Below are 18,785 nucleotides of genomic sequence, written 5' to 3'. Positions count from 1 at the left end.
TCAAATGACCTGAAATAACATAAAAATAGGGATACCACAAGCATATATATCATCTCGATTATATTATGTTTATTGGTATCCCTTTATGCTATTTTATATTTGTAAATCTACTGCAAAACCGTTATTCTCCGGTTCAAATCCCCTTTCTCAAAAAACTATCGAGGAGTTGCCCTTCATTTACGATCTCTTTTTGATAGTTCGAATTGTGCCTATGTAGAGAGCACCAATAAACTAATCATACTTTTTCGTTAACGGCAATACCTGCGCTCCATGCTTCAAGCCGTCCAAGTAGTCCGCCCATAACTGCATCATGTTCCTGCGTTCTGCAAGGTGTGCTGTCCGATTGTAGGCTCTTCCGTTCGGGTCTCTAACGGCATGAGCGAGTTGGTGCTCTATAAAATCCGGTCTTACCTGTAACACTTCGTCAAGAATGGTCCTGGCCATTGCCCGGAAACCATGCCCAGTCATAGTCTCCTTGTCGTATCCCATGCGGCGCAGTGCTGCAAGGATTGCGTTGTTTGACATAGGCCTCGCGAATGACCTGCCTGACGGAAAAACATATTTGCTCGCCCCTGTAAACTGTTTCAGCTCCGTCAATATCTCGATAGCCTGAGTACATAGGGGGACGATGTGCGCCTGTTTCATTTTCATTTTGTGTGCCGGAATATTCCATGCCGCTCCATCAAGGTCTATTTCCGCCCATTCTACGTTTCTAAGTTCTCCAGGTCGAACAAAGAACATAGGGGCAAGCCTTAGGGCGCACTTAACCACAAAATGCCCCTCATAGCCGTCTATGGCCCTTAGAAGCGGTGCAACCTCTTTCGGTTCTGTAATTGCGGCGTGGTGACTTTCTCTTGGTTGTGGCAAAGCTCCTTTTAAATCCCCTGAACAATCACGTTCTGCCCTTCCAGTTGCCACAGCATACCGCAATACTTGCCCTGCAATAGTCCTAATTCGGTGAGCAGTTTCTAAGGCTCCGCGACTCTCTACACGACGAAGAACTGCCAGGATTTCGGGGGCTCTTATTTCATTAATAGGGCGCTTCCCTACCCATGGAAAAAGGTCACGCTCTAATCGGTTCATCATTGTGGCCGCATGTATTGGTGTCCAAGTCGGAGTAAATTTTGTGTGCCATTCACGGGCGATTACCTCAAAGGTTTCTGTTTCGGCGGTCTCTGTCTGCTTCATGGCCTTTCGCAAAGCTCCGGGATCGATGCCATGGGCAATCTGTTTTCGGGCTTCGTCCCTCCGTACCCTCGCATCGGCAAGACTGATTTCCGGATATGTACCCAAAGAAAGTTGTTTTTCTTTCCTGTCAAAACGATATTTGAAACGCCACCATTTATATCCTTTCTCCGTAACAAGCAGATAAAGGCCGTCAATGTCATAAAGTTTATAAGGTTTTTCTTTTGGTTTTGTAGTTCGCACTTTCAGGTCGCTTAATGGCATAGATCACCCCACTAAATTGTTCAGTATATTTGCAACAAATCGTGCTTCGTCCTTTGAAAAACGCATTATGTTACTTCCTTTCCATATTTCAATTTTTCCTTCAATAGTGATGCGGACAGATGGTATTCTTTCAGCTTCCAGGCGTTCCGTTTTATTCCTCTCCTTCTCTTCTTTTCGAAGTTCAGAGGGGTCAATACCTTGACTTAACAGTTCCCGAGCAACATCCTTTCTGCTCCTCGCTTCGTTTAAACTGACCTCTGGATACACACCAAAAGATAACATTTTCGCCTTTCCCTCGAAGCGATATTTGAAACGCCACCACTTACCGCCTTGAGGAGTTATAAAAAGAAAAAGGCCATTACCGTCAAACAGCCTGTAAACCCTGTCTTTGGGCTGTGCGGCGTTGATTTTCTTTTCATTTAATGGGCTAATCCTTTTAGGCATGAGCTTTTACATCCTTTCTGGGGGCAACTGTTTTTTATGCTTGGGGCAACAGTGAAATAGTTGCCCCAAATACAAGCCGGATTCCAATAATTCTTATAGCACTTCCTTGGACAAACAGCAACAAAAAACCCGCTATTTCTAACGGGTTTTTGTACTTCATCGGACTACGTTGGATTATCAAATGGTGGAGGCGGCGGGAATCGAACCCGCGTCCAAAAAAGAAGGCACCAGAGAGCCTACATGCTTAGTCAGTGATTTAAGTCTCAGACGATGAAGCACCCGCTGACAGGTTTTTCATCATCCCAGCCTATTAGTTTCGCCGCCCTGCATAGGCATCCAGAGAGACTATCCTGCTTGTATCACACCATACACGGACTTGAAGCAGGCAGAAAGTCCGGATGATGTAGCCGCTCTAAGCGGCTAGTGCGTACTCAAAAGAGTCTGCAGTTGTTTTAGTTTCCGCTTAGTTTCGGGTAAGCAGTAGCCCGGCATGCCTCTATGACCCTCACTTCCCTGTCGAAGCCAATCGCCCCCTTTATATTTAGTTCACAAAAAAATAGCCGCAGTTCAGAGTAATCGAAAATTCTCAATCCAAAGCCTACTATCATCTCGACCTCAGTTCCCTTTCAGCAACCCTTTTTTCGTCTTTCCTCTTTATGCTTTCCCTCTTGTCATACAGGGTTTTACCCTTGGCAAGGGCAATCTCCATCTTTACCATATTTCTGTCATTGAAATACATAGATAAAGGTACGAGCGTAAAACCCCTTTCCTTTACTTTCCCGAAAAGTTTCGAGAGTTCCCGTTTATGCATAAGGAGCTTCCGTTCCCTTTTCGGTTCATGATTATATATATTCCCGCATGAGTAGGGACTTATATGGGCATTTACAAGAAAAAGCTCACCATCTCTTATTTTTGCGAAACTGTCCTTCAGGTTTGCCTTGCCCTCGCGAAGGGATTTTACCTCCGTGCCTGTCAATACAAGACCTGTCTCAAATTTGTCTTCAATATGGAACTCATGGTAAGCCTTCCTGTTCGTGCATATCGTCTTCATGTAAACAAGTATAGCACAGATTGGCCTGAATTTAAAGGGGCAGGTAATCGGCACAATAGCTATTTGGCCTTTTTCTTATTATTAAATTATAAATTTGCCTTTCTGTGAAATTTCATTCTTCGACTATACTACCAGGATCAGCAGCAAACTAACCATAATATAAACAAACCTCCCCGCAGCAGAGCTTCGAGGAATCTATTGATTGAATTTTCTATGAGAATAAATTTTCAACACCTTGACAAGCCGTTTTACTTTGCTATACTTCATACATATAATTAAACGGAAAATGGGAGCATTAATCTCATGGAACCGGTAAAGTTAAGGATTTTAACATTAAGAGATCTCGATGCAGTTGCAGAGATTGACTATTCTTTGCTGGGTAAGAAAAGAATAAAATACTGGGAACAGAAACTTGAAAGGGCTGAGATTTCCGGTGTGCCTTCACTGGCAGCAGAAATCGGAGGAAGAGTTATCGGTTTTATTCTGGGTGATGTTAGCGGCTGGGAATACGGAATACCGGATAACATAGCATTAATAGACACTCTCGGTGTAGCAAAGGAATACCAGAAAAAGGGGATTGCTCAACTTCTTTTTAAAGAGATGTTTTCTATGTTCAGGAAAGTGGGCGTGGACACCATATATGTATTTGTTGATTGGAAAAAACGGGATCTCCTAAGATTCTTCGACAAAATGAAATTCCGGAGAGGAGATATGATAAATCTGGAATTAAAGTTCTAAAAAACTCTTTCGCAGGGTAAGTATACCCTCTTCGACAGCCCTGTTTCTTATCTCGGCAGCATTCGCCTTAGAATAAACTACCCCGCCGCAAGCAGCGGGGGATACAACCCGAAAAGAAATTCAAGGCTTGCAATATCTTTTTTCTCTTCTTCAAGTATCTCCAGGGATGTGTCTTTTGGCATGCCAAAATCTGCTATAAATTTATTCAACTCTACGTTATGTGAGCTTTCATAATATTTTATTATGGCCTCCTCAATCAACGCTTCCGTTGTAAGAACAGGCTCAATATCGCAGCCTGTCAGCATCTGTAATTCTTTCAGGTCAAAAGCTCTTGTGGGGTCGGAAATTGCGATGGTAAGGATATTCCGGCTCTTTTTCACAGGGATGACGGAAAATCTTTTCGCTGTGTTTAAGGAGATCAATTTGATGACAATTTCTTCTATTTCAGTGTGTTCCATATCAATCAAAGGAATACCGAATTGCTGTGACAGAGCCTTAAGGATATCTACTTCAGAAACTAACCCCAGCTTTATCAGGACCTCGCCGATTCTCCTACCCTCAGCTATCTGGGCCTTCAGTGCGTCTTTAGGCCGCTTCTCATTAATCAGACCCATCTTAACTAAAAGTTCACCGATTAGCAATGTCATATGATTTTCCTATTTTCCCTATTTAACTTACATTTATACACTAATTAACGATAGATGAAAAATTGAGAAGATATGGGGAATTGAGAAGGTTCAAGAATTGACCTTCTGCCATGAAACTGCTCATATTTCTGTTCTGCGCTCCTTGCTGTTAATGGTATGTTGACTGCCATACACACCTGTGTTAGCATGTGCTAATACTTATGACCCGATCGTCAAAAATGGAATTTCATATATCCCGTAAGGCAAGGGATCGCTACCATTTCGATGACTCCCTTTTTTCCATAACCGGCAATACAATCTTTGCAAATTTTCATGCCGCACGCATATTTGCCCAGAAGATAAACCGTAAAAAAGATCTGGCCAATTTCCCGGAACAGGCTGTTAAAGCAGGACAGATCAATGCAATGGGGCTGATAGACGAGATACTCCATCACGTGGTTGCACTTTATTGCACGCAGGTAAACCCTGGAGTCATCGGGCGATCCCTTGATTGGCTGAACCAAAGACATGGCCATGAAAAGGTGGATAAGGCGCTATATGCTTTTGCTGAAGAGTTTCCGGCTGTCGCCGTATACAGACAGCAAATTACTGTTGAAGCCTATCTCAATGAAACCATAGCCAATACACCTAACCGTCATTTAGTGCTGGAAGAAATGCTCATGCTCTGGCTTGCCAATATGAATCCGGCATTTTTTCCTTTTTCTGAGCTTTTTAGCGATATTGCGATAAAAAAAGAAACAATCTATCTTGAGATCATTTCAGATTTAAAAGAATTCTTAGACAATGAACCGGCCTTCGGCCCTGATAATCAAAATCTGATTGATATGCTTCGCAGCCCGGCAATCGAGGTTCCAAATTCTTTGCAGGGACAGCTTGAATATATCAGGGAACATTGGGGTAAAATCGTACACAAGTTTGTGCGTCGGCTGCTCAGCACATTTGATCTCATAAAAGAAGAGGAAAAGATATCATTTACGGGTCCAGGGCCTTCCAGTCGTTTTGAGTTCACCGGATTGGAACTTGCCGAAACCGAACGCTTCAGTCCTGATAAGGAGTGGATGCCGAGACTGATCCTGATGGCAAAAAATATTTATGTGTGGCTTGATCAGCTTTCGAAAAAGTATGGCCATCCTGTTACCCGCCTCGACCATATCCCGGAAGAAGAGTTGAGCCTTCTGGAAAAACAGGGATTTACAGGTTTATGGCTGATCGGCATCTGGGAGCGCAGTCAGGTTTCACAGAAAATCAAGCAGCTATGCGGCAACGCCGATGCGGTACCTTCTGCATATTCCCTTTTTGACTATGCAATTGCAGCAGACCTGGGAGGGGAAGAGGCCTACGAAACGCTTAAAAACAGGGCATGGGAAAAAGGCATCCGTCTTGCCAGCGATATGGTGCCCAACCATGTCGGTATACATTCAAAATGGTTGATAGAACACCCTGACTGGTTTATCTCGTTAGATTACAGCCCTTTCCCCTGGTATGCTTTTAACGGTCAGGACTTATCACCTGATGAGAGGGTGGGTATCAATATCGAGGATCATTACTATAATCGTACCGATGCAGCAGTTGTATTCAAGCGCACTGACCGGTGGACAGGCAGTGAAAAATACGTGTATCACGGTAATGACGGGACAAGTATGCCGTGGAATGATACGGCACAACTCAATTATCTCAACCCGGAAGTCCGTGAGGCAATGATCCAGGCAATCCTGTATGTTGCAGGAAAATTTCCTGTTATCCGTTTTGATGCAGCAATGACGTTAACAAAAAAACACTATCAGCGTCTCTGGTTTCCTGAGCCGGGTTCGGGCGGGGCCATACCGACACGGGCAGAATACGGTCTAACAAAAGGTGAATTTAATACCCTTATGCCGGATGAGTTCTGGCGTGAAGTGGTAGACAGGGTTGCAGCCGAAGCACCGGACACGCTGCTATTGGCGGAAGCCTTCTGGCTTCTGGAGGGATATTTTGTCCGTACACTCGGTATGCACCGGGTATATAACAGCGCCTTTATGAATATGTTGAGAGATGAAGACAACACCGGGTACCGCGCTGTAATAAAAAATATTCTTGAGTTTGATCCGGAAATCCTGCGGCGACTTGTCAATTTCATGAATAACCCGGATGAACGGACAGCCGTTGATCAGTTTGGAAAAGATAATAAATATTTCGGTGTTTGTATTTTAATGGCAACCATGCCTGGCTTGCCTATGTTCGGCCATGGCCAGATTGAAGGTTTTGCAGAAAAATATGGAATGGAGTACAGACGGGCATACAAGGATGAAATGCCTGATCCATATCTTCTTGAAAGGCACCAGCGCGAAATCTTTCCACTCCTCCACCGGAGATACCTCTTTGCCGGGGTAGAATGCTTCCTTTTATTTGACTTTTTCACACACAGCGGTTACGTCAACGAAGACGTATTTGCATACTCAAACAGGTTTGAAAACGAAGCAACCCTTGTTATTTACCACAATAAAAACAATACCGTGAGCGGGTGGATAAAAACATCTGCATCATATTCTGTCAAAAAAGGGTCTGATAGTGAGCGTGAACTGGTGCAAAAAAACGTAGGCGACGGGCTTGCCCCTGGAACAGGCGAAGGCTGTTTCATAATCTTCCGGGACCATATTTCCAATCTCGAATATATTCTGGAAAACAGGGAACTTCATGAAAAAGGGTTCTACATAGAACTCGGCCCTTACACCTGCCATGTTTTCACTGATTTTCATGAAGTTTACGACAATGAATGGCGTCATTACTCCAGTCTGACTGCACGTCTCGGAGGACAGGGAGTTATAAGTATCGAGGAGGAATTGAAGAAAATACTTATGCTGCTCATGCATAACTCGTTCAGGGAACTGATCGATGCTGGGACATTCCGGAAGATATCGGATATATACCTGGAAGCTTCCATGCAAAAAATAAAACCCCTGCCGCAGGAATTTATCACTGCAACTGCACAAAATATTGTGTATTTTCTCAGCGAAGTCAAAAAATATACCAACGGTTCCTGCAACGAGAAATTGGTTGCCGATGAAATTGCCCATGCCCTTGAAATAATCCTCCAATTACCTGCACTCCAGCGCAACCTTGAGACAACAGCATCGGAAACATATAAAAAGGCTCTCAGATATATCCATCGACGGCTGGTAAAGGATCGGGACGTCTTGCATGTACTGTGCGGCTGGCTATTTACCCACAGTCTGGGAAAGATCAATAAAGAAACCGGTTACGAAGAGTTGAGTCTTGTCTGGATGGATGAGTTGCTTTTCCGGCAGATCATGGAAGATACATTTAAAAATCTCGGATTTGACGAGGAGAATGTTTTGCAGTCCTTAGCAGTGATAAAGGCTCTCATTGTTTATCAGCACTGGTACGGGGCAACAGAGGAAGAAATAAAGCGCTCCTTCATGGAACATATATCAGGCGATATCAACGTCAGACAATTTATACAAATAAACAATTACAAAGATATTCTCTGGTTCAGCAAAGAGGCATTCGAGCAGCTTCTGCTCTATATGCTGCTGATTGCCGTAATCAATCTCCTTGCAGACCCGCAGAAAACAGAAACAGAACGCACCGGAGAAATCGCCGGATGTTACAGCATCATAAATCAATTACAACTTATTGCCGAACAATCAGGATATCAAGTAGAAAAAATGTTGGAGATATTAAAGTCCCAATAGATTCCCACGGGCAAGCCTGTGGTGCAAAAACACATGCATTAAGGAGGGAACATGATTCATGGAGGTTCGGCAGAATTCTTCAACGCAGCGGATTATTTCATTGACCGGAATGTGCGCCAGGGTCGAGGTCATAAGATTGCCGTCTATACTGAATTACGCAACTACACTTACAATGATATCCATAAAATGACCAACAAAACAGCAAACGCGTTACGCGAACTGGGGGTTCGCGTTGACGACCGCGTCATAATAATCATGCTGGATGTTCCACAGTTTTATGCCATATTCTATGGTGCTATTAAAATAGGGGCTGTACCGATACCTACCAATACAATGCTTACGCCTGAGGATTACGAGTATTACCTGAACGACAGCAGGGCAAGGGTCCTTGTGGTTTCTGAGCAGCTTATCCCTGTTATCGCAAAAATAAAAGGGGATCTCCGTTATCTCCGTGATATGATCGTAATCTCGGAAAAAGAGGGAGCCTTTATACCCTTTAAGCAGAAATACAGACATGCGCCGGAGACCATTAAAACAGAGTTTACGATGAAAGACGATGTCGGCTTCTGGCTTTACAGCTCAGGGTCAACAGGCGCTCCGAAGGGCGCCATACACTCACAATATGATATGGTGGCAGTCTCAGAGTCCTTCGGCCAGGGTGTACTGAAACTGACAGAGGATGACATCCTTTTCTCGGCAGCGCGGCTCTTCTTTGCGTACGGTCTCGGTAATTCGGGATATTTGCCGTTCTCCGTGGGCGCTTCGGTTGTGCTTAGCTCGCAGTCACCTAAACCCGAAGGCATGTTTCAATACCTCGAAAAGTTCCGCCCCACCATTTTCTTCGGCATACCGACACTTTACGGTCAGATGTTGGATTATAAAGAAAAACAGGACGAGGAAAAGGGCGCTACCCCTGATCCTAACTCAAATCATGAATTTTCGTCCGTCCGTATCTGTGTTTCAGCAGGAGAAGCGCTGCCTCCGGATATCTACCATCGCTGGAAAAAACGTTTCGGCATCGACATCATTGACGGTATAGGCACAACAGAGATGCTCCACATTTTTATTGCCAACCTTCCCGGGGAAGTAAAACCTGGTTCTACAGGGAAACCTGTGCCGGGGTATGAACTGAAACTTGTAGACGATAACGGTCAGGACGTTCCTATGGGAGAAATAGGCATGCTCCTCGTCAAAGGAGGGAGCGCTGCCCAGCAGTACTGGAGAAAAAGGGAGAAAACAAAGGCCACCATGCAGGGCGAGTGGATCAATACGGGCGATAAATACTATATGGATAAAGAAGGCTACTACTTCTGTGCGGGCCGTGGCGACGACATGCTGAAGGTGGGCGGCATATGGGTTTCACCTGTTGAAGTTGAGAATTGCATTATGGAGCATCCGGCTGTATTCGAAGTTGCCGTGACAGCCCGGAACGATGAAAATAGCCTCGTAAAACCAAAGGCATGGGTTGTACTAAGAGACGGCTATAATGCATCTGAGGAATTAGAGAAGGATATCAAACAGTTGGTGCTGGACCGCCTGGCTAAATACAAATACCCGCGGTGGGTTGAATTTGTCAGTGAACTCCCGAAAAGCGTAACAGGTAAAATACAGAGGTTTAAACTCCGTTAGGAAAAAAACACTATATAAACGCCACTCTGCTTTACAATAAACCTCTTTGATGTGTTTATCGGGGAGGTTTATTGTTTTTGCAGTCCGCTGATACCTATTCGGATTCATTCCCGGTAAATGTAATCTTCCTGTTTTCCACAAAAAGGTTGTCGTAGCCGAGCTTTCTTTGACTCACATACAACGACTGATACCTATTCGGATTCATAGATAGTACTCGGAAGGGACCCGGGCAACGAGGTAACGAAGTTATTTATCCCCCGGCAGAGCCGGGGGCTTATTGATTTAGTTATTGCGAAAGGACATTCTTATTCCTGGTGAGAGTCTCTTTTAAGAAGAAGCTGAGAATTCCGGCAGAAATTAGAATGAACCCTGTTAAATACAATGTCGCAGCTATACCCAACCGATCGGCTATGCCTCCTCCTATGGCGGGGAAGATTCCCCCCCCTAACAGTTCCCCGATACCTGTCACTATACCGATAGCGGTAGCAGCAAAGCGAAATCCGGCGCTCTCAGTGATGAGAGCCCAGCTTACACCGCCAGCACCTGACGCAGCAAAAGAGTACAGAAGGATAGTTCCGAAGAGGACAACCAACGGAGTCCCTGGACCGAGAGAGGCAAATATAACTCCAAGAATTCCACCCAGTAATAGGGTAATCATGTTTGCTTTTCTCCGTCCGATACGGTCGGAGACAACTCCCAGGATAAATGTACCGAGGAAAGCTCCGATACCAAAACCGGTCATGGCTATACCTACGGCGGTGAGCGGCAACCCGTGTACTTTAATCATGAACATTACTCCGAAAGTAGTAAAGAGCCAGAGCCAAACCATCTGAGCTGTCCAGATAAAGATCATCAAGATAATATTCCGTGACTTAAAGATGCCCCAATAACTGACCTCTTGTCCCGTACCATCCAGTCTTTTCTGATTGGTCTTCCCATCTTTCCGGGCTTTTATTATGGCTAATGTGGAAGCAGGCTCCCGCATGAATAGGAATAAGAGAATCCCCAGGATTATTGCAGGTACGGCATAAACAAAAAACACAGGTCTCCATCCCAGGGATGTCATGAGCCCCGTACTAAGTATCGGTCCAAGAGCGCCGCCGATAAGTACAAAGAACCCGGTCATTAAACCCATGTTTCTTCCCCGGCTTTGCGGCGGTGATTCTTCCGCAAGTGTAGCAGACGCCGGACCCGCTAATCCACCTTCCGCAAATCCCATCACAGCACGGATAATCAGTAAAATCCCGAAAGTCCCTGCAATTCCAGTCAACCAACTACATATTCCACCAAAAATCATAAGAACGACAATAACAAGACGTCTTCCAATATAATCGGAGAGGCTTCCCATAGCCCAGGTTCCGATAGCCCATGCAAAACCGAATGCGGAGATTACCATTCCTACTTGTGTATAGTTCAGTTTGAAATCCTGCTGGATCCCCGGCATTACAAAGGCTATAACCATACGTTCAAGACCTACCATCCCCCAACTGCAAACCAACAACAAAAGTATTCGCGTAGAATATTTCATGTGTTACCTCCTTAAATAATTATGCAGTAGTAAATTGCCGCCTCCTTCCAAATGCTGGAAATTATCACATTTTACTAAGTAGCAAAACAGTTGCTCTTTCGGAAAAGATTGGGTCATTTATGTGCGCATGAATCTCTTCAATCTCCACAAGGTCATTCGACACCCTTTCTCTCAGAATACCTGCAAACCTCCGGCCGGCTCCAGGATCGTAAAAAGGCATTTCTTCATCATGATCCAGTTTTGAAAAACCCTCCAGTGGAACCAGAACAACTATAGGTGCAATGGCCTTGTTTATCTTCTCTGCCATCAGAGCACCGATCTGTTCCTGTTCTTGTGGGGTTGTCTTTATCAGGTTCACCATACCGTGCGAGAGTATCCTTCTCTCCCTGAGTTCAGTTGGAATCGGCTGCGCCGCAGACAAGGGAAAGAAATCGAGCCCGCCGGAAGAAATAACCTGAGGGATTCCCATCTCGCATGCAGCGGTGAATTTCTCGTCGCCTCCTTTTATCAGACCCCCGCATATGTGGTTTACAATCTCGTAGCAGGATAAATCCAGCGTACCGCTGAAATATCCCTCCCGTACAAGTTTTTCCAGGCCACCTGTACCGATTGAATGAAAAACAATCGGCTCATACCCCTTCTCAAGCAGCAGGGATTTACATCGTTCAACATAAGCATGGACTCCCAGAGCGCTGATGGCTACCAGGCGTTTTCCCTCCGCTTCTGTTTCCTCCTGTTCCTCGGCCATCCCGCAGATAGCGCCTGCCGCCCTTCGCAGGATCATCTTTGTTATACGGTTCACACCCCACAGATCAGCAGGAGACTGGATCATTCCCTGATCTATGCTGACCATTTCAATATTTATACCTCCGGCAAAAGCTACGGTAGAAAGTGCCAGCTTTGGAATGTTAACAGGCAGTTTCCGCATGGCCTCTAATGCCTGGGTGGTGCCAAGGCCGCCACCGATGGACAGGAGAGCATCCATCTTTCTCCCGGCTATAAGATCTTCCATGATCTTACTTGCGCCCAGGGCCATGACAGAAAGGGTACTGGAGTATGTGCCCATATCTATGCCGAGCTCTTGCAGGGTGCGTCCCGCTGCGATTGCTTCCTCTTCACGGGGGAAGTCCGGGCGGAAAGGGACTTTCCCCCTTATGCCTATGTCCATAACCAGGGGATTGTGCCCTCTTTTCTTGATCAACTCCTTTACATAGAGCGCTTCCTCACCCTTTGTATCCAGGGTAACGATAATAACGATATTTTTAACGGTTTTATCCATGTTCGGAACCTCCTCCGTTGACTCTGCATGTTTACCTTTGAACCAGACATTGGTTCATTTACAAACCCTGCTCATCAGAGGGAATGATGGGCAGAAGCAAATGTGACTTGCCAAAGTGAATGCTGTGGGTAACTGTTTGCATATGAGGCAAATAGTGTGCACCCCAGGCTCCGAGTCTGCAAAGAAGGTCATCCTGATTCCTGATTACCAGTTCCATACAGTGTCCCTTCTTGAATATCATTGAAGTCGGCATAATCGCTATTGCGTATTCAACGACCTCGTCCGGAGGTACAGGTACGGGGTCTTTACGCGGATGAATAGGCAGGTAAGGCTTAGATTTAGCTTCATCGAGAGCTCTGTGCTCTGCGGCAAGACCACCATTGCTAACCAATGTTTTTTTGCCTTCCGAATCCACATCCATAATGTCAACCATCCAGTTTGTTTCATCTGCGTCTATAGAGGCATGAAGATACAAGGCTATATAACCTGTCATATCAACATCGAAAGGTAATGGCTCGGTTCTATATGTTAAGCAGTAGACAGTCGGGTCTATGTACGGCGCCGGTTGAGTGAATGTGTCAGGCTCATGTGCTCCTTTGACTGTTTCTGTCGACAGACCGCCACGGGGATGGAGATAAAACTTTGTGTACTCTGTCCTTTCAAGAGGCCATTTATCCTCGAAGCGCCACTTATTGACCCCGTTTACAAAAATTTTCAGCGGAGGTTCGTCAATGATGCCTGTGTCTATTCCCTTAATCCAGTAATCGAACCACCTCACAACTTCATCTGCAAATTGAGTTTGGGGACGATCCGGAGACAAGGGAGGCCATAGGAGGAGCTTCTTATGAGTTGATCCGATATTCTCAAAGGCTTCAAAGCTGCACCATGTGTGTGTCGGAACAATTCCCGAAGTTGACAGATATGTCGGGGCAGTTATCTGAGGGAGTTTCGATGGAGGAAGAGACACAGGATGAAATGATTCCAGTAACCTATCAAATACTATGGGAGAGCGCAGCGGATATTTGAGCAGGGAATACCACTTGCTGTTATACCTTATATCGGGATGATTCAATGCTTCCTGAATTCTGGCCGCTAATTCTTCCTTTGAAAGGTTAAACATTAACGGCAGTGTCCTGGTATTTTCGGGAACAGGGGCACTGTCATTTCCATGCCTGCCGCTTAAAACACTATTCATCTTACAGTCAAAGATTCCTGTCCATCCATAGTCGCCCTTATGGTAAAGGGTAAGAAAGGGGGTAATAGCCTTCAGGGCAGGGGGAGGGTTCTCAGCCAGTTCCAACTGGGTGCCTGAATAGCCGCAGGAACCTGTCATGCCGACATTGCCGTCACACCATGGTTGTTGTGCAATCCACTCTACAAGATCATAAGTGTCTGATTGAGGAACCCACATACTGGAAGGGTGCTGACTTGTCCCTTCTGACTTGCCTATATTCCTCGGTTCGGCAATAACATGTATATAACCCCTCTGGACCATATAGTCGATATTCCCTACCTCGATGCATCCGTCCCACAAGGGGGAATCATAGTATTCCTGCAAAGGCAGCCAACGCGTCATCTCCTGAAGTTCTTTTCCCCATCCGAAAAATGAAAGGAGCGCTGGGAATCGCTTTCCATCTCCATCAGGACTGTAAATATCTAATGCCAGACGTACTCCGTCACGCATAGGCACCATTACATCCTTCTTCACCTTCACCGAGTAGACCGGCTGTGAACCTTCCTGCTTGATCACCTGCGGATAACCATCGAAATAGACGCCCTTGACATTGGAGCCATAGGGAATCGGCTGGCCCAGGGGTTTGTATCCCTTAACCCTTATTGTTATATCGTCACCACGGTAGATATGTAAATTTGGTTGAGTATGTTTGATTTTAATTGGCATGATTATTCTCCTTTTTTTAAAGTAAATAAAAGAACGGACCTTTATTGTTATCCTGGATTGCTTTTCTCACTTGTTCTACCGGCAGATCATGCACGGTTGCCGATAGTTGTGCGTGAGAGTTTTTTTCAACGACCCTCCTTCTAGCCTCTTTACAGAGGATATGATGCTTTTGACGCTGACAAAAAACAAGTCCTTGCCTCTATTTTTCACGAGATTTTGTTATGTCTCGCTCTCAATGAAACATTGATAGTAAATAATACTTGTAGCAGTGTTAGGATTGAAGGGACTAATTCTGGAAAATACGGTACTTTTCTCGGATACTTTGACGAAAATGATAAGGACTCATGCCTGTCTCGCGTTTAAAGAGGCGCCCAAAATAGAAGGGATCTTCAAAAGACAGGGAATAAGCGATCTCGTATACGGTCAAGTCGGTGTTTGCAAGTAAGCGTTTTGCCTCTAAGGTTAACGTTTGGCGGATGATCTGGCCTGGGGTGCAACCAGTCGCGCTTTTTACTGTTTCACAAAGATGACCTTCAGTAATATACAGTTGTTCTGCCAAGGATTTTACGGATCGTTGGGTACCTCGTTGTTCAATGACTAACCGTTTAAATCTCCTTACTAACTCCGGTGAGATTTTAGAGTCTCCCTGCAGATTGCAAATGTTATATAACAACCGTGTCTTAACTAAAAAAATATGCAGGTATGCCCTTAATATTGATGCACATTCAGCTTTGTGTGTCAGGTATTCACATACAAGGTTATTAATCAGTGGCAAGATAGCCTGTGTCTGGTCTTCTTCCAGCTTCAGAAAAGGAAACTGTCCAGAGTGAAAAGAAGCAAACTCTGAGAGCAAGCTTGAATCCGAGGGGGTGTGTAAAAGAAATTCATCAGTGAAAAAAATGAGCCACCCTTGAAGGGAAGTGCTGATTTGCCAAAAATGGATTTGCCTTGGTGAAATAAAATACAGCGTATGGGGTTGGATCGGGTAGGTTTGAAAATCAATGATATGCTGGCCCTCGCCTTGAGTAATATAGAGAATTTCATAAAAGTTGTGACGGTGAGGGAAGTTTGCCTTTGCCTCGTCAGGCATTTGTTCAAAAGAGCTGATTTCAAAAGGTATCAATTCGGTAAACGGCATCTTGAAGTCGTGCACAGGCATGGATAATTTATCTACCTTCCGTCCCTCCATAATAACACCTCCCCAAAATCTTATTACTCAATTATCCCGGAAAACTGGCTGCATAAAAATGACACCATTATATAACATCATAATTCATATGTAAATTTCGGTCAACTGGAATGGATTAATTACGGAAAAGACGGCACTTTTTGTGGATATTTATTGTAATAGATTCCCGCAAGCAAGCCCTTAGAGCACAATTTCCATGCCGTCTTCTGCCAGAAGATAGGGGCTGTGCAATACACCTTTAAACGCATCCCATTCCGGATAGAGGTGTGAGATAATCACTCTTTCCGGTTGAGCCTGCTTTACCATCTTTTCCAGGACACTCAAATTTATATGACCTTTTACCTTTCTTTCTGGAAAAGAACATTCCGTTATAAGAAGATCTGCTTTATAAGCAAGTTTCATGAGATTTCTCGAATAATCGGTATCGCCTGAAAAAACAACCTTTTTTCCCTTTTCAACGCTAATGCCTATACTCTCCTTATTATGATTCACCCTTGCAACCCTGACGAGAACATCATTCACTTCCTCCTGCCCTTGATAAATGCTTTTCAGCGTTATTTGATAGGATTTCGGGGAAATCCATGGATAAACATTCAGCAGCCTGCTATAAAATTTATGAATGCCGGGGCCCCCGAAAACCCTGAGGGGTTCTGCCCTTGGTTTTATCCCATAATTACAGGCAAATAAAAAGGTTGATAAATCCGCTGTATGGTCAACATGAAAATGGGTCAGCATAATCACGTCAATATCGTTTACAATATAACCGTATTCAAGAAGCCTTCTCACAACTGACGGCCCGATGTCTACAAGTATTTTTTGTCCTTCGGTTATAAGGAGGTAAGCAGATGAACCTCTATTAAGCGACGGAACAGACGTGCCTGTCCCGAGGATGATGATTTTCATTGCCCGAGATACCAGTCTACGGTTTCTGAAACCCCTGCCTTAATATCGTATCTTGCCTGCCAGTTGAGCTCTTCTTTTGCCTTTGTCACATCAAGGATATTCATCCTGATATCCCCCGGCCTGGTAACACCCCGCCTGGGTTCGTAAAATGCCTGCGGAACGGCCTTCCCTTTGTTGATTATAGCATCCATTATTTGTCTGTACAGTTCGAGGGTGTGCGTGCCTTTGCCTGTACCTATGTTGTATAGCCCTACCCTTTCATCCTTTGCAGCAATCAGGCTTGCATTGGCAACATCCTTTACATAACAATAATCCCTTACCATACCCCTTTCCTCCTCCGGATAATGGTAAAGTACAGGGTGCTCGCCTGCAAGCAACATTTCAATAAAAATAGAAATCACGCCGGCTTCACCGTGAGGAATCTGCCTCGGGCCATATACGTTGCCGTACCGTAAGATCATAAACTTAAGCCCATACTGGCGATTGTAGAATTTTATATATTTTTCAGCCGCAAATTTTGAGATTGCATAAGGGGATGCCGGCTCAGGAACATAGCTCTCATTGGTGGGTACAATGTCTGCATCGCCGTATATGGCGCCGCCTGTTGAAGAAAATATAAACTTTCTGATATTGTATTTTTTTGACAGCTCAAGAAGTCTGATTGTACCCTTGATATTGGTTTCTGCATCAAATAAGGGATTCTCCACCGATAACGGGACAGATATCTGGGCAGCATGATGGTTCACAATGTCAGGTTTTTCATTGATAAATATCTTCTCCAGGGCTTCATCGCATATATCCGTTACATAAAGATGTGCCTTTTCATTCTTATTTTCTCTTTTTCCGGAAGAGAGGTTGTCCGCTACTACCACCTCATATCCGTCAGCAATATACGCATCAACTACATGTGAAGCTATAAAACCGCATCCGCCTGTAACCAGTACCTTCATCTTGATAGCGCCTCCCTGTATGTTATAGCCCCTGTTATAGCACAAATACCCTTTGAGAAAAACCAAAAAACATTTTCCATGAATATATACCGGATGTTTGAAGCAGGGAGCTTTTCAAGAAAATACTTCTTTCAGTTTTTGTTTTCGTCCCACGAAATATCCCTCATCCTGAGATAGTCCCTGGCGTCTTTGTCGCCTAATCTGGCTGCAACTTTATAATTTTCCAACGCCTTTTCTTCGTCACCCATGTTCAGATAAACAGTGCCCCGGCTATACATGGCATCGCTGTTTTTCGGGTCAAGATCGATTGCAACTGTTAAATCTTTTAAGGCTTTTTGATAATCTTTTAATACAGCATACACAACACCTTTGCCGGCGTGGGCAATAGCGAACCTTGGATTTATCAGGAGCGCTCTTTCATAATCTTTAATGGCTTTCTGGAAATCCCCCGACCTCACATAGAGTCGTCCACGGTTTGAATAGGCGAATTCATTTTTAGGTTCCAGGCTGATAGCATAGTCAAGATCTTCTTTTGCCTTCTGAAAATCCTCAACCTCGGTATACGCAAAGCCCCTGTTGATATAAACAGCCACATTTTTCGGTTCAAGCTCTTTGACTTTATTAAAGTCCTCTATTGATTTTTTATAGTTGCCGAGATTCATATATGAAAGGCCTCTATAATTATAGGCTCTCGTATAACGGGGATTTAACATGATTGATTTATCGCAGTCATCTATCGCCTTCTCCGGCTTGCCGTTTTTCAGATATACACTCGCCCTCCCTGTATATGCCCTCACATGATCACTGTCTCTTTTATCAACAGCAGGCTTTATTGTCGTAATATGTTTTGTTACAGTTACGATACTCCCCCTTATCCAGGCTGTATTACCATTGCCAAGTCTTACCTTGTACCATTTGCTTCCCTTATTATCCTTATCTTCACCTATTATTGTAAATGGTGTTCCCTTATTGATATACCCCATCGCATTAGAGTCAGGGGACGGACGGACTCTCAGGTTGGCTGCATAGGTTGTAATCTTCCCGATAAGTGTCTCATGTTGACGACTCCCCATAGTATTCACAGTATTCACCTGGACATTCTGTTTTATAACCTGGACTATACTCCCCCTTATCCAGGCTGTTGTGCCGTTAGCGAGTCTTACCTTGTACCATTTGCTCCCCTTATTGTCCTTATCTTCACCTATTATTGTAAATGGTGTTCCCTTATTGATATATCCCATCGCATTAGCCCGACTTAGCGGATTCGACCCTAAAAATCGTTAATTTCATTTTTCTGGTCATGTAGTTTCAATGGGTTACAAGCCAGTTACCCCCTAAAACCGCTGTAGTGAAGACCTACCCCCTTTTCAGAAATATGGGGTAGAT

At 44.5% G+C, this 18,785-nt stretch carries 14 protein-coding genes, 1 other RNA gene and 1 pseudogene; 3 read left to right on the top strand and 13 right to left on the bottom strand.

Features of this window, described 5'->3' with window-relative positions; all coding sequences use genetic code 11:
• Window positions 1–231 precede the first annotated feature (231 nt).
• From NT178_08520 to smpB, 4 genes are all read right to left on the bottom strand, one after another.
• Window positions 232–1,449 carry an integrase arm-type DNA-binding domain-containing protein gene (locus tag NT178_08520; GenBank protein ID MCX5812572.1) on the bottom strand — a complete coding sequence of 406 codons (1,218 nt, stop codon included), beginning with the start codon at window positions 1,447–1,449 and terminating at the stop codon, window positions 232–234.
• Window positions 1,450–1,452: 3 nt separating this feature from the next.
• The gene (locus tag NT178_08515) at window positions 1,453–1,893 is read right to left on the bottom strand and encodes an Arm DNA-binding domain-containing protein (GenBank protein ID MCX5812571.1); all 441 of its coding nucleotides are present in this window, start codon (window positions 1,891–1,893) and stop codon (window positions 1,453–1,455) included.
• 182 nt (window positions 1,894–2,075) lie between these two features.
• Window positions 2,076–2,427: a transfer-messenger RNA gene (gene ssrA / locus NT178_08510) on the bottom strand.
• Window positions 2,428–2,497: 70 nt separating this feature from the next.
• Window positions 2,498–2,944: an SsrA-binding protein SmpB gene (smpB, locus tag NT178_08505; GenBank protein MCX5812570.1), complete on the bottom strand. Its 447-nt coding sequence runs from the start codon at window positions 2,942–2,944 to the stop codon at window positions 2,498–2,500.
• A 303-nt stretch (window positions 2,945–3,247) separates the two neighbouring features.
• On the opposite strand from smpB, the gene NT178_08500 reads away from it, so the two are divergent.
• Complete coding sequence (locus NT178_08500; GenBank protein ID MCX5812569.1) at window positions 3,248–3,682, top strand: GNAT family N-acetyltransferase; 435 nt, start codon at window positions 3,248–3,250, stop codon at window positions 3,680–3,682.
• 77 nt (window positions 3,683–3,759) lie between these two features.
• Here NT178_08500 and NT178_08495 read toward each other — a convergent pair whose 3' ends face one another.
• On the bottom strand, window positions 3,760–4,329 hold the full coding sequence (locus tag NT178_08495) for a hypothetical protein (protein MCX5812568.1): 570 nt from the start codon (window positions 4,327–4,329) through the stop codon (window positions 3,760–3,762).
• 218 nt (window positions 4,330–4,547) lie between these two features.
• Here NT178_08495 and NT178_08490 point away from each other — a divergent pair, with 218 nt between their 5' ends.
• Both NT178_08490 and NT178_08485 read left to right on the top strand, forming a co-directional pair.
• Complete coding sequence (locus NT178_08490; GenBank protein ID MCX5812567.1) at window positions 4,548–8,021, top strand: alpha-amylase family glycosyl hydrolase; 3,474 nt, start codon at window positions 4,548–4,550, stop codon at window positions 8,019–8,021.
• A 51-nt stretch (window positions 8,022–8,072) separates the two neighbouring features.
• Window positions 8,073–9,650, top strand: coding sequence for a benzoate-CoA ligase family protein (locus NT178_08485; GenBank protein MCX5812566.1), 1,578 nt, complete (start codon window positions 8,073–8,075; stop codon window positions 9,648–9,650).
• 286 nt (window positions 9,651–9,936) lie between these two features.
• Here the strand turns inward: NT178_08485 and NT178_08480 are convergent, their stop codons facing one another.
• The 8 genes and pseudogenes from NT178_08480 to NT178_08445 all read right to left on the bottom strand — a co-directional run bounded on the left by NT178_08480 (window position 9,937) and on the right by NT178_08445 (window position 18,652).
• The gene (locus NT178_08480) at window positions 9,937–11,178 is read right to left on the bottom strand and encodes an MFS transporter (protein MCX5812565.1); all 1,242 of its coding nucleotides are present in this window, start codon (window positions 11,176–11,178) and stop codon (window positions 9,937–9,939) included.
• A 64-nt stretch (window positions 11,179–11,242) separates the two neighbouring features.
• The gene (locus tag NT178_08475; protein ID MCX5812564.1) at window positions 11,243–12,457 is read right to left on the bottom strand and encodes a Tm-1-like ATP-binding domain-containing protein; all 1,215 of its coding nucleotides are present in this window, start codon (window positions 12,455–12,457) and stop codon (window positions 11,243–11,245) included.
• 58 nt (window positions 12,458–12,515) lie between these two features.
• Window positions 12,516–14,357 carry a CocE/NonD family hydrolase gene (locus NT178_08470; GenBank protein MCX5812563.1) on the bottom strand — a complete coding sequence of 614 codons (1,842 nt, stop codon included), beginning with the start codon at window positions 14,355–14,357 and terminating at the stop codon, window positions 12,516–12,518.
• Between the two features lie 286 nt (window positions 14,358–14,643).
• A complete protein-coding gene (locus tag NT178_08465; protein MCX5812562.1) occupies window positions 14,644–15,546 on the bottom strand; it encodes an AraC family transcriptional regulator in 903 nt (300 codons plus the stop codon).
• Between the two features lie 180 nt (window positions 15,547–15,726).
• Window positions 15,727–16,449, bottom strand: a complete 723-nt coding sequence (locus NT178_08460) for a ribonuclease Z (protein MCX5812561.1) — start codon at window positions 16,447–16,449, stop codon at window positions 15,727–15,729.
• Window positions 16,446–17,399, bottom strand: coding sequence for a GDP-mannose 4,6-dehydratase (locus NT178_08455; protein MCX5812560.1), 954 nt, complete (start codon window positions 17,397–17,399; stop codon window positions 16,446–16,448). The genes NT178_08460 and NT178_08455 overlap by 4 nt, the downstream gene beginning before the upstream one ends.
• A 131-nt stretch (window positions 17,400–17,530) precedes the next feature.
• Window positions 17,531–18,112 carry a tetratricopeptide repeat protein gene (locus tag NT178_08450; protein MCX5812559.1) on the bottom strand — a complete coding sequence of 194 codons (582 nt, stop codon included), beginning with the start codon at window positions 18,110–18,112 and terminating at the stop codon, window positions 17,531–17,533.
• A pseudogene (locus NT178_08445) lies at window positions 18,107–18,652 on the bottom strand (SH3 domain-containing protein). The gene NT178_08450 and the pseudogene NT178_08445 overlap by 6 nt, the downstream one beginning before the upstream one ends.
• Window positions 18,653–18,785: the final 133 nt, after the last annotated feature.

This window comes from Pseudomonadota bacterium (genome assembly GCA_026388255.1).
GTDB lineage: Bacteria > Desulfobacterota > Syntrophorhabdia > Syntrophorhabdales > Syntrophorhabdaceae > JAPLKB01.
The sequence above is the reverse complement of the archived record's forward strand: the minus strand, read 5'-3'. Positions and strand labels throughout refer to the sequence as shown.